The organism is Chryseobacterium sp. OV279 (assembly GCF_900128945.1).
Taxonomy (GTDB): domain Bacteria; phylum Bacteroidota; class Bacteroidia; order Flavobacteriales; family Weeksellaceae; genus Chryseobacterium.
In genome coordinates this window covers 372,445-385,821 of sequence record NZ_FQUD01000002.1, presented here as the reverse complement: position 1 = coordinate 385,821, position 13,377 = coordinate 372,445, and the positions used below count along the sequence as shown (strand labels likewise).

8 protein-coding genes are annotated in these 13,377 nt (G+C 38.9%); 1 reads left to right on the top strand and 7 read right to left on the bottom strand.

Annotated elements, in window-relative coordinates:
- Positions 1-17 precede the first annotated feature (17 nt).
- Genes BUA72_RS09655 through BUA72_RS09645 form a run of 3 tightly spaced genes read right to left on the bottom strand, consistent with a single transcriptional unit; the run spans position 18 to position 2,387 of the window.
- On the bottom strand, positions 18-527 hold the full coding sequence (locus BUA72_RS09655; protein ID WP_072922765.1) for a hypothetical protein: 510 nt from the start codon (positions 525-527) through the stop codon (positions 18-20).
- A gap of 30 nt (positions 528-557) precedes the next feature.
- Positions 558-1,919 carry a DUF5458 family protein gene (locus BUA72_RS09650; RefSeq protein WP_034730895.1) on the bottom strand — a complete coding sequence of 454 codons (1,362 nt, stop codon included), beginning with the start codon at positions 1,917-1,919 and terminating at the stop codon, positions 558-560.
- Positions 1,920-1,940: 21 nt separating this feature from the next.
- Complete coding sequence (locus BUA72_RS09645; RefSeq protein ID WP_034730993.1) at positions 1,941-2,387, bottom strand: type VI secretion system contractile sheath small subunit; 447 nt, start codon at positions 2,385-2,387, stop codon at positions 1,941-1,943.
- A gap of 536 nt (positions 2,388-2,923) precedes the next feature.
- On the opposite strand from BUA72_RS09645, the gene BUA72_RS09640 reads away from it, so the two are divergent.
- A complete protein-coding gene (locus BUA72_RS09640) occupies positions 2,924-3,970 on the top strand; it encodes a hypothetical protein (RefSeq protein ID WP_034730899.1) in 1,047 nt (348 codons plus the stop codon).
- Between the two features lie 66 nt (positions 3,971-4,036).
- Here BUA72_RS09640 and BUA72_RS09635 read toward each other — a convergent pair whose 3' ends face one another.
- From BUA72_RS09635 to BUA72_RS09620, 4 genes are all read right to left on the bottom strand, one after another.
- Positions 4,037-6,133: a M13 family metallopeptidase gene (locus tag BUA72_RS09635; RefSeq protein ID WP_072922764.1), complete on the bottom strand. Its 2,097-nt coding sequence runs from the start codon at positions 6,131-6,133 to the stop codon at positions 4,037-4,039.
- A gap of 266 nt (positions 6,134-6,399) precedes the next feature.
- On the bottom strand, positions 6,400-8,457 hold the full coding sequence (locus BUA72_RS09630) for a M13 family metallopeptidase (protein ID WP_072922763.1): 2,058 nt from the start codon (positions 8,455-8,457) through the stop codon (positions 6,400-6,402).
- Positions 8,458-8,529: 72 nt separating this feature from the next.
- Positions 8,530-11,928, bottom strand: coding sequence for a polysaccharide deacetylase family protein (locus tag BUA72_RS09625; protein ID WP_072922762.1), 3,399 nt, complete (start codon positions 11,926-11,928; stop codon positions 8,530-8,532).
- An 86-nt stretch (positions 11,929-12,014) separates the two neighbouring features.
- A complete protein-coding gene (locus BUA72_RS09620) occupies positions 12,015-13,265 on the bottom strand; it encodes a CinA family nicotinamide mononucleotide deamidase-related protein (protein ID WP_072922761.1) in 1,251 nt (416 codons plus the stop codon).
- Positions 13,266-13,377 lie beyond the last annotated feature (112 nt).

Here is a 13,377-nt window from a genome sequence, read left to right as displayed (position 1 = left end):
TCTCTGCAAAGATAAAATTAATTATCCTTTTTAACAGTGTATACCGGAGCTGCTTTCAGCCATTCATATTTAAGGTTTCTGTCTGCAGCGATAAAGCGGTAGCCATCCAGTTTTTTAAGATAGAGATAAATGGAGTCGTTTTCCAGTTTCAATCTCTGATGGGAAAGGAACATGAAAGGATAATCCACAATGGAATCCCTTATCGTTTTCATCACTTTTCCTGATTTTACTTTATAGAGAAAAAATGTTTTTCCTCTTCCTTTTGAACTGTCGGCAATTTTTACATTGGAACTTGCAATAACGAGCTCGCTGCCGTCAAAGCATTCTTCACGGTCCATTATATAAGCTTTCCCCTGCTGGCGTTCGTCTTTAAAAAGATCTACCTCATAATGATCCGGCCGCTGATATTTCTTTTCACATCCTGACAATACAATAAGCAGGAGTACGGGCAAAACGAAGCTTAAACTTTTTTTGATCACATTAATTTTCATATGAATTGGCAGTAAAAAACCGATGTACTCATGCATCGGTTTTATTATTTTAAATTGGGTTCTTACTTATTCCTGAGTATACTGTGCATCCCATTCGTTGCCATCATCTCCTTTGTGTCCGTCCAGTTTAATAACGAAACTTTTTGTAGGGAAATAAGGCGTCATACGGATATCCAGCCATACTCTGTCTTTATTGACTCTGTCCTGCTCGAAACGAACAATTTTGAACTTTTCAATCAATTTATCCGGACCTTTGATATTGTCAAGGAACGTTACAATCTGTCTTCTCAAATCGTCCTCATTCTTGGCATTCCAGTTTTCAAACGCTCTTCTGTTCAGGAAGTCAAGTAAAACTTTAGTTACATAGTCGAATACACGTACTACGGAATAGGTCTGAAGACCGATGTTATCTCCTGTAAACAATGTTTTAGCAGAGAAAGCCATGATCTTTCCATATTCGTTCACCATTGGAACAAGACCCATTTTTTCCAACTGAGAAATTTCACTTTTCTTCAATTCGAATTTTACAGCGTCTACTTCGTTGATGTTACCGTGTTTTTTACCTGCTGCTACCTGAGACATCAGTGTTTTATGGATTTTTCCTGCCAATGAAGTGGAAGGTGGAAGTTCTACGTTGTCTTCTTCACCTACTTCTTCAGCTCTTCCTCTACCTACCAGCCAGTTACACGTCATAATAACGTTACTTCTGTGAAGCTCGCCTCCGGTAAGGTTGGCAGAATGGAATAAGTCTACTACGTCATCCGGCTTATCCAGATTGGCGAAGTCGGTCACCATCATTACTTTGTTTTCGTTACAGATCTTTGCCCATTTTTCAATGACTTTATTTGAGCCTAAGTATCCAGGTATTGCCAGGATAGAATAGTTGTCTCTAAGATCCAAACGGTCGTAATAGTTTTTGAATTCGTTGGAAATAGCATCAATAAATAAAGGATTGTCAAGATCTGAAACCTGTTCAAGACTTGCGTTTACGATGCTTACGTTGTCCACTTTATCCAGTTCCGTGTTTTTGTAGAATTGGGCTACAGTTCTATAGTTGGTTTCCAACAGACGTACTGCGTCAAGTGTATTTTTTAAGTTTGTTTTTAAGTTTTGGTCTGCCGCCTGCGCTTTAGATTTGCAGGTATCTGCCATTTTATCTGCAGATTCGTTACCTTCCAAAAGACTTACCCAAAGGTTTAATTTTTGAGCCAGTTCTTTTCTTTCGTCGGTTTTATTGCTGTCTGTCAGGAAAATTTCTTTCCTGGCTTTTCTTGTAGGGTTCATATTGGCGATACCGTCTACAACGGATTCAACAAAGCCAAAACCTCCTATTTTATTAAGTTCTGCAAGCGGGTTGCCTTTCGGCTGCCCTGAGTGTTGCTGCTGACCCTGCTGTTGGCTTTCTTGTGCCTGTAATTTGCTATCCATGATTTGATTTAGTGTAAATAATTATTTTTCAAGTTCTTGTGCCACATCTTTCAATACTTCGATGAATGCAGCTCTGGTCTGCTCATTCTCAAGCATGTTACGCAGAATCTTATTTGTTTTCAGCTGGCGTACGATTTTATTGTACTGCTCCTGTTCCATGCTAAGCTGTTGTAAATAGTCGGATTTCTGAGTAAGATTTTTGGGTGTGAAGTCTGCAAGATTCTGAAAACGGAATTCCTCTTCTACGACACTTCCTTCTTCTGTTTCGTGCTGTACTGCTACGGAAGGTTGAAAATGTCTGAAAACGTCATCCACTGTTTTTAATCCTGTTACGATTTCAGGGGTATAAGATTCGTCAGTTGTAAGCTGGCTTACTATCAGTGATTTATTTTCCTGTATTTCCTGAATAGCTTCATTAGCGTCTACTTTTACTTCGTTACCGCCAACACCATAATTAAACATTGCCATATTATTATTATTTTGAGATTTTTGATTTTGGTTTGGATCTGTCTTTGAGTAATTTACCGATGAATCAAATAAATTACCAATCCAATGTTTAAATTTAAAAAAAAACTGTAACATACAAAATTTTGTCAAGATTTTTCTTGAAATATTTAATTTAACCCATAATATATATGTCGTAAAATCATCGCTTTACGATATCACTAAACTATGAAAAAATAAATAAAAAAAGTGAAAGACAGATAAAATAAAATCCGGGGGCATTTTGAATTGATAAAAAAGCATCGAACACATGTTAAAATCGGAATTCCTCCGATGTAAGGAAAAAAAATTATCTATATTTAACATGAGTTCGGGATTAGAAAATTCAGATGATAAGACTGGAAAAGAGGGAATGTGAGTTACTAATTATCCTTGTCAAGGTTTAAAACCTTGACAAGGATAGCAGGACTGCTCATATCCAGGTAACACTTCCTGAGCATCATTAAAATAAACAGGCCTACTCCGAATTCATTTTATATTTTAATTAAAGTAAAAGAGTCATGAAAGATGTAAAGATCGCATTCAGAAAACCCATATATCCTGTTTCGGAAGCATTACAGCAGTATCTGGAAAAACATAACAGAACGACCCAGATTCAGTTTCTGTATGAAGACCTGCTAAGATTCAGCGACAGTGTGAATATTCTGGATAAGGAAGGCAAGGATACTTTATGGCTCGGTGTCCTGTATCCTGAGTATGAGTTTAAAGAAATTGAAGCTAATTTAAATAAGATTTACACCCTTCTTCATTCCGACGGAGATGAGGCTACTTTACCCTATCTGAAAGTGGATACGATTGACTTCTGTACCTTCGGAAACTCTAAACCTTTCCGAATCCGGGTAAGAAATATTCTGAACGACAATTATACTAATTTTTATATTAAACAGGCTGATGCTTCAAGGATCTACGGATTGGAAATAGAAGACCTGCTTTCTCCCAACCGGATCAATTTTCTGATTTACAAAAACACCTTAATAGAAGAGCATATCTTAGGAATTCCAGGAGATGTTTTTATTCAGAAACATTTACACAACTGTTCAGAACCGGAAAAGGCACAAATTTCCAAGGAATTTGTAAAATTCAATGAACGCTGCCTCATCGGGCTGCTTGGGGATATGCGCTCTTATAATTATGTTATTATTCCTATCCACGATTTCGATCAGGTGATTTATAGAATCCGCCCTATCGATTTTGATCAACAAAGTTATGAAGGGAATCTGAAAGTATATCTTCCCCAGTATTTCAAAGAAAACAATATCATGGTGAATATGGTTTTGGAAAAACTGAAGCCCAATTCTATAGAACAGTACCGTAAAGAAGTGCGTTCACAAATCGTAAAAAGAGTGACCAGCAGTCAAAACAGATTCGATGAACTTATTTCTATTATGAAAAAAGATAATATTGCGCCGGAAGCTAATGTTACAGAGCTGAAAACAGCTTTGCAGAAACTCACTTATGATATCAATTTCAAGTATTGTAAAACCATGGGAGACATTATAGAAACGGGAATCAATTTTGTTCTCCGGAATTATAAGAAAGCGTATTAAAAAGAGAATCCGTCTCCCATTGAATGGAGACGGATTCTTTCTTTTCTAACAATTTTTGGTTGTTTTTTACCAAATTTTTATTCTGTCCTGAGGAGCTTTGTACATTTTATCTCCAGGTTTTATATCAAATGCTTTGCTGAATGCATCCTGATTCACCAGTGGACCGAAAGCCCTGAACACTCCCGGAGAGTGCGGATCTGTCTTCACCTGGTTGATCATATACTGGTCAGTAGCTTTGGTTCTCCACACCGTTGCCCAGCTCATAAAGAATCTCTGATCCTGAGTAAACCCACTGATTTTCCCCGGATTTCCTTTATCTTTTAAATACATCTGAAGCGCGTCATAAGCCACCGCTACTCCACCAAGATCACCGATGTTTTCACCGCTCGTAAATTTACCGTTGACAAAACTTCCTTTTACCGGTTCGTAAGCGCTGTACTGAGCAGCCAGTTGTCCAACTTTGGCGTCAAAATTCTTACGGTCTTCGTCTGTCCACCAGTTGTTCAGGTTTCCGTCACCGTCAAAACGTGAACCGCTGTCATCAAATCCGTGAGAGATCTCGTGACCGATAACCGCTCCGATACCTCCGAAGTTAACAGCTGCATCAGCTTTAGGGTTATAGAAAGGAGGCTGAAGAATAGCTGCCGGGAAAACGATTTCGTTGTTTGAACCGTTGTAATACGCATTGACAGTCTGTGGAGACATTCCCCATTCTGTTTTGTCTACCGGTTTTCCTACTTTATCAAGACTTCTCTGATACTGCCACGCAGACACATTCTGAAGATTGGAATATAATGTTGATCCCTGTTTTGGAGATCCCACTTTTAACTGGCTGTAATCTTTCCATTTGTCCGGATAAGCGATTTTCACTGTGAATTTAGACAGCTTTTCCTGAGCTTTCACTTTGGTAGCCGGAGACATCCAATCCATGTCATTGATGTGGGTCTTGAATGATTTTAAGATATAATCAATGTAGGTCTCCATCTGAGCTTTTGCTTCAGGTGTGAAATATTTTTCAACGTATAATTTACCGAAAGCTTCACCCAAAACTCCATTCACAAGGGCAAGTCCTCTTTTGTCCATCGGACGCTGCTCTTTCTGCCCCTGAAGGTATTTGGAATAGAAATCAAATCTGATCGCCTCCAGACTGTCATTCAGGTTGCTGGCGTTACCGTTAATCAAATGATATTTCAGATAATCTTTCAGAAGCGGAAGGTTCTTTTCCGTGATGAACTGATCCATATTCTGGTAATATTTCAGTTCGCCGATGATTACTTTATCCGTATTTACTCCTGCCTCCTTAAGGTATTTAGCCAGATTAACGTTTTTAACCAATCCTGAAAGTTCAGTTACATTTTTTGGATTGTATCTCAAATTGGCATCTCTGTTCTGTTCAAGAGTCAGAAGATAATTGGCAAGCTGTTTTTCAAATGTTACTACATTCTGTGCAGCCTGTCCTGCATTTTTATTCCCTAAAACTCCAAACAGTTTCCCTACATAAGTCTGGTATTCTGCTAAAGTTTTGGTATTGGCTTCATTTACTTTCTGATAGTAGTCTCTTCCCAATCCAAGGTCCGGACCGCCCAGATATACCGCATTCATTTTAGAATTCTTCATATCTGCGCTTACTCTCCATCCGTAGAAAGAATTATCGCCTAATTTGGTTGCTTCGAGAAGGTATTTCTGCAGATCATTAAGGTTTTTGATCGCATCAATTTTTGCCAGATCTCCTTTGACAGGAGCCAATCCATCTGCATTTCTCTTATTCACATCCATGAAAGATGCGTACAGGTTCTGGATTTTCTGTCCTTCTGATCCTTCAGAATACGTTTCGGATAAAATCTTGTTCAGAATATCCAAAGAAGCATCATCTACATTTTCTCTCAAAGCATTGAAAGACCCCCAGCTCGCTTTATCTGAAGGAATCTGAGTAGTTTTCACCCAATTTCCATTCACATAGCTAAAAAAGTCATCCTGCGGGCGAACGCTTTTATCCATATAAGATAAATTGATCCCCTCTTCTTTTGCTTCTTCTTTCACAGGTTCTGCAACGGCAACCGTAGTTTCAGTTTTCTTTTCTGTACCAGCAGTTTTAGCCGTTCCGCATGAGTTTAAAAATACAATGCCGGAAAGGGCAAGTATTCCAATATTTAGCTTTTTCATTAAAAAAAAATTTTGATTGTATACAAACTTACCAAATATACGAACTTTGATGATAAGTGATTAATGATAATTGAGAAATGATGAAGACTTTGTAGTGAGTTGCGGAGTTTGAGAGTATGAGAGTATGAGTGTTGTAGGGTTTGAGGGTAAAAAGAAATACGTCTATGAGTTAGCTGCAACCTAACACCTGCAACCTAACATCTGCCACCTGCTACCTACCCCCTAAAAAAACAAAAACCGCTCATTGCTGAACGGTTTGTTTATTGTTACCAGATTTTAATTCTTTCTTCCGGCGTTTTGTATAGTTTGTCTCCTTTTTTCACATCGAATGCTTTGTAGAAAGCGTCAACGTTGATCAATGGACCAAAGCTTCTGAAATATCCCGGAGAGTGCGGGTCTGTTTTCACCTGGTTTACCATATATTTTTCACTGGAAAGAGTTCTCCAAACGGTTGCCCAACTTAGGAAGAATCTCTGATCCTGAGAGAATCCACTGATTTTCCCTGGATTTCCTTTATCTTTTAAATACATCTGAAGCGCATCGTAAGCGATGTTTACTCCACCTAAGTCAGCGATATTTTCACCGTTTGTGAAAGTACCGTTCACGAAAGTTCCTTTTACCGGCTCGTATTTGTCATACTGAGCAGCAAGAGCTTTTGTTGCTTTTTCGAAGTTAGCTTTATCTTCAGGAGTCCACCAGTCTACAAGGTTTCCGTCTGCATCGAACTGAGCACCTGAATCATCAAATCCGTGGCTCATTTCGTGACCGATAACCGCACCGATTCCTCCGAAATTCACAGCAGCATCAGCTTTAGGATTGAAGAAAGGAGGCTGAAGGATGGCAGCCGGGAATACGATTTCGTTATTTACCGGGTTGTAGTAAGCATTCACCGTTTGTGGCGTCATACCCCATTCTGTTTTATCTACAGCTTTACCGATTTTTGCTAAATCTTTATTATACTGCCAAGCCGCTACATTCTGAAGGTTCTTGTATAAAGTTCCGCCTTTAGCTTCCGGAAGAATTTCTAATTTTGAATAGTCTTTCCATTTGTCCGGATAAGCCACTTTCACTGTAAACTTGTTCAGTTTGGTCATTGCTTTTTCCTTCGTTGTAGAAGACATCCACGCCAGGTTGTTGATGTGAACTGCGAAGCTTTTCTTTAAATAATCGATCAATTCTACCATCTGAGCTTTTGCTTCAGCCGGGAAATATTTTTCAACATATAATTTACCGAAAGCTTCACCCAGAGAACCGTTGATTAATTCAAACCCTCTTTTGTTCAATGCTCTCTGCTCCTGCTGGCCTCTTAAGTATTTACCATAGAAACCGAATCTCATATCCCCTAACTTTTCACTTAGGTAAGAAGCACTTCCGTGAACCATGTGGAATTTTAAATAATCCTTGATCACAGGAAGGTTCTGAGCATTCACCAATTTATCAAAGTTCTTATAATACCCGATTTCCCCGATGATTACTTTATCTGTATTCACCCCTACTTTTTTAAGATAAGCAGGAATATCAACGCCTTTTACCAATGTTGAAAGCTCAGCCATTGTTCTTGGGTTGTACTGAAGCGTGTTGTCACGGCTTTGCTCGTTGGTAAGGTAAGTCTGTGCAATGCTTTTTTCATAGTCTACGATACCTTTTGCAGCTGCATCAGCATTTTTGTAGCCTAATTCTTTAAGCATAGAAGCTACATATTTCTGATATTCAGCGATAGCTTCCGTATTTTTTTCGTTTACTTTCTGATAGTAATCTCTTCCTAACCCTAAAGAAGCGTCACCTAAGTAAACAGCATTCATTTTAGAGTCTTTAAGATCTGCATCTACACCCCATCCGTACAATGTATTTTCGCCGTCTTTAGTTACAGAGATCAGATAATTCTGAAGGTCAGTAAGGTTTTTGATCGCGTCAATTTTATTCAGATTATCCTGAATAGGCTTGATTCCGTCTGCATTTCTCTTCTGCATATTCATGTAAGAAGCATACAGATCCTGAATTTTTTTACCCTCGCTTCCGTCTGCAAATTTGTCTTTCAGAAGAGAGTTCAAAATAGTCATTGAGTTGTTGTCTGTATCTTCAGCCAGTTTATTGAAACTACCCCAGGTTGGTTTATCGGACGGAATTTTGGCTGTTTTCATCCAAGTTCCGCTTACGTAGTTATAAAAATCATCCTGCGGACGTACTGAAGTATCCATAAGGCTAATATCCAAGCCTTTATCTGTGCTGTTAACTGCTGTTTTCACGGCTTTTGCCTGTGCGTTCACCGTATTAAGTGAACAAACACCTGCCAATAAAAACAAAGAAAGCGTTAATTTTTTCATTATGATAGCAAATTTTAGATGATAAGTCTGTTTTTTTTAAGTTTTGTTACAATAAACAAATTTAAACAAATATTAAGAAGTCACGATCTCTTTTACATTTCCTGTTCTTTTTAAAAATCCCCAGGACTGCATTTCTCCTTTCAATGCTTTTCTTAAACTTCTGAATAATACAATATACATCAGCCATCTGTAGCCGAAACGCTGCGGAATCACATAAAATAAACCGGTGAGTTTTTCTCTCTGCATGATAAATGCGGCAAGAGCCAAGGAAGCATCCACTAACAGGAAGATGAGGTAATACGTGAATATTTTCCCGCCGTTTCCGGATAAAATTCCAAAAAACATGATCAGATCTGCCAATGGCGAAAAGAACGGAATAATATACTGGAACAGTAAAATATTCGGCATCGCCCAAAGTCCAAGCCCTTTGTATTTTGGATTCAGGAAAGTCTGACGTTGTTTCCAGAACATCTGCATGATTCCGTAAGTCCAGCGGAAACGTTGTTTTAAAAACTGTTTTACGCTTTCAGGAGCTTCGGTCACAGCGACGGCTCTGTTTTCATTGGCCACTGTATATCCTGCTCTTAAAATCTTCACGGTAATATCACAGTCTTCTGCCAAGGTATCAGTAGAATATCCTCCTGCTTCGATGATCACCGACTTTTTAAACGCCCCGATTGCCCCGGGAATTACCGTCACAGCATTAATGTAAGCATAGGCTAATCTATCAAAATTCTGACTCGTTGTATATTCTATGGACTGCCATCTGGTAAGCCAGTTCACGGTGTTTCCTACTTTTACATTCCCTGCTACAGCGGCGATCTTTTCCTCCGGATCTGAATTTAAGAATCTTGCAATCAGATATTTTACAGCATGGTGTTCAAGTTGGGTATCTGCGTCAATACACACAACATATTCTGCATCGGTCTGGGAAATTCCAAAATTCAGGGCAGTCGCTTTTCCACCATTTGATTTTGTGAAAATTTTCAGTTTCGGGTGGTTGGGAAATGCTTCACTGGCTTTTTTATAGGTTGAATCCTTACTTCCGTCATCTACCATGATGATATCGAAGTTGGGATAAGTCTGTTTTAATAAATTATTCAGGGAAGAAATAATATTCACTTCTTCATTATAAGCAGGAACAATGATGGATACTTTCGGATAGGTTTCCAAAACAGGAAGTTCACCCAATAGTTTTTCTTTTTTTCTTTCTTTAAAAGCCCAGTACATCATCAATATCAATCTTATCAGGCCAAGCCCGATAAATATAGTGAAAAGCGCTACCAGAAAATGACTGATTCCATATATCGCGGTTGCCAGCACCAGATTGAGCTGCATAATATAATAGGATCTTGTTTTCGGAACTTCCGGCATCAGCACGCTTTTGCTTTTATGCAGAATACTGGCCAGATTCGTAAAATGATAGCCTTGTTTCTGAAGAGTCGGGATCAGAATTTTAAGAGCCTTCACGGTTTCTTCTCTGGTATCTCCACCTGCATCGTGTAGAAGAATAATATTTCCCCGTTGCAGCTTAATGCCTGCCATAACACGTTTGATAATTTCATCTGATTTGATTCCCGGTTGCCAGTCTTCCGGGTCAATGCTTTCTCCGATATCGAGATAATTTTGCTGTCTCGCCAGTGCTACCGGAATAATTTCCTCAGAAGTGGTCGGTTCCGAATCTGCGTTGTAAGGTGCTCTGAAGAGAATGGTGCTGTGCCCTGTGATACATTCGATCAGCAGTCTTGTCAGTTTCATCTCCATTAAAGCTCTTTCAGGACTTACTTTCGCTACATTTTCATGCGTAAACGTGTGGTTTCCGATCTCGTGACCTTCCCGGTAAATTCTCTTCACCAACGGAAGGTTTCTCTCAGCATTCAATCCAACAAGAAAGAATGCGGCAGGAACGTGATATTTTGAAAGGATATCTAAAATCTGTGGCGTATATGTTTCATCCGGACCATCGTCAAAGGTCAGGACCAGCTCTTTTTGTGGAGCTTCACCATATTTTTTCACTTCATAAGAACTTGGATAGGTGATATAGTTCTCATCGGTAATTATTTTTTCTTTGGGATCTATTTCCAAAGCTATTTTTCCGTCATGAGGCGTATTCAAAACATCCAGAACTTCTCCGTCCCCGATGTAATCGACCATCGTTTGCCCTTTTACATTCTCCAACATTTTCAAATTAAGTTTTGACATACCGGCAGTTGTCAAATCTTTATCATAGAAATTCCAGATTCTGCTGTCTTCACTTCCCAGTCTCCAAACGGCAGTTCCCGCCAGTGGATATTCAGAAGAAAAACGCATGGTATTGAAAATGGAAGCTGCATCGTTGAAGAATACCGTGTGGGTATTTTTTTTAGAATCTGTGTAGGAGTAATTTAAATTGAATGTATTGTCATCATAATTAATGACTGCTTTGCTCGCACTGGCTTTTGTAATAGCCTGCATATACGTAACGGAAGTATTATCTTCTTTGTTGGTACTCCAGTCGTAGCCGTATGCTCCCAACCCAAGAATTATTTTTTCAGCCGTTGTTTTTTTAAGGATTTTCTCAGTCTGTGCTTCGATCCATTTTTGTGAGGAAACCGGTCCGGCATCGCTATCTACGGCATATTCATCATAAGCCATCAGGATGAAGTAATCTACATAAGGATTCAGTTTCTGGATATTGTAATCATCATTATCCGTCATGATATCCATAGTAACCAGCAGTTTATTCTGTTTGAATGTGTCTGAAAGTTCCTTCATAAAAGCAATCAGGTATTCATCAGAATCCAGATTCATATCTTCAAAGTCAATATTGATTCCTTTAAAGTGAAATTTCTGACACTGCTGCGTAAGCTTTTGAATCAGTTTCGTTCTTCTCTGTGGATCTTTTAAAACCTTTCCAAGTCCTTCTGAACGGAACTCGCGATCGGAATTATTACTTAAAATCGGCATCGCAGCCACTCCGGTTCTTTTGATGATTTTATAGCCTTCCGGATCTATATTGGTCTTTAAATCCCCTGTTTTGGGATCGAGGAAAAACCATTCCGGAAAAACGAGGTTGATGTGTCTGATATTTCTTTTCAGAGACATCAGCGACTGCGGATCCCAGGCCACATAGAACGCAGAACGAATCCCACCGGGAAACATGGACCAGCTTCGGTTTTGATTTTTAAGTCTTTCTGCTCTTGCCTGCTGAATTTTCGCAAGGCTGGTATGCATGGTTTTTTCAGAAATAAAGTTCCTGAAACCTTTGTATTCTTTGGATATTTTATTTTCCTGAAGATAAGGTTTACTGGCAGTAATAACCGCTTTATAATCTTCTTTGAAAGGAATTTTCGGGCTTTTTTCCAGCTTCATCATCAGCCCTAAAGCCAAGATGAGTAATACGGCCACAAAAATAAAGATACGACTCCCCCACTGTACGCTTCTCCAGCGTTTTTTATTATCAGTCTGAAAAATCTGTTTTGAGTTTTCCACGTAATGAAATTTATATGATGGATTCCAAAAAGCGTGAAAAACTCAATTATTTTTATTAAAATAAAATTAAAAAAATCAACTGATTCTTAAGCATTTATAAGCAACCCTACCAAATCCTGAATAATCTTCTGCGAAACAAAATTCATAAAATCAAGCCGGTCTAAATGAGGCATGTATAATTTTGAAGTAACTTCCTGATCATTAATCCTGATTGTGTAAAAAACAGTTCCTATTTCTTTACCGTCCTCACCTTTACCCGGACCTGCAACCCCTGTTGTAGAAAGGGAAATATCCGTTCCAAATAGTTTCTGGCAACCTTCCGCCATTTCACTTGCTACCTGCTCACTTACCACGGTGAACTGATCCACCGTCTCTTTGGAAACCTTTAAAATCTCAATTTTCTTCTCCGTAGCATAAGGCACAATTCCTCCAAGGAAATAGGCTGAACTTCCGGAAATGGATGTAATCATTTTGGCCAGTTCACCGCCCGTACAGCTTTCTGCCGTGGAAATCGTCAGTTGTCTTTCCGTAAGAATTTCCGCCAGGATCTTTTCAATTTTATCTTCGGTGACTGCAATCACATGATCTTTGACCAAAGGAAGAAGTTTCTGGATCTCCTCTTCTGCCTGCTGTTTCAGAGCCATTTCATTGTCTCCTGAAGCCGTTAGTCTCAGTTTGACACGGGTTCCTACCGGAAGATAAGACAACGCCAGATTTTCAGGAAGCGCCAGTTCCCAGTCTTCAATGGTATCCGCAAGAATACTCTCAGGAATTCCCACCACGGAAACAATTCTGGTATGAATATAATACAGATTGAATTTTTCTTTTAAATAAGGAACGATCTGGTCTCTGATCAATGGTTTAACTTCATAAGGAACACCCGGAAGGCTGAAACATAATTTACCATCCTGCTCCATCATCATGCACGGTGCCGTTCCAAAATGATTCTGAAAAACAACAGATTTTGTTGGAACAAAGGCCTGTTCTCTGTTTCTTTCAAGGATATCTGCGCGGCCGCGTCTTTCCATATAATTTTTAAGATGGTTGAAAGTCACCTCATCCAAAGCAATTTCATCATTGAAATAATCAGCCAGTGCTTTTTTTGTTTTATCATCCCTTGTCGGGCCTAAACCTCCGGTCGTTATGATCAGATCACCCAGCTCAAAAGCAGCTTTCAAAGTATTTTTAATGATTTCGATCTCATCGGATATGGTGAAGATCTGTGTCACCTGTATGCCAATGTTTTTAAGTTCCGTGGCAATAAAATTAGAATTGGTATCAACGGTATTTCCGGAAAGGATTTCATCCCCGATAGTAATCAGAACAGCTTTTTCCATATATAAATTCTTGAAAGAAAATGTCCTGCAAATGACGTAAAAATCTACGGCTGCGACAACATAAAATGATTTTTTCTATCTTTGGCTGATACTGTTTAAAACTATAATTATT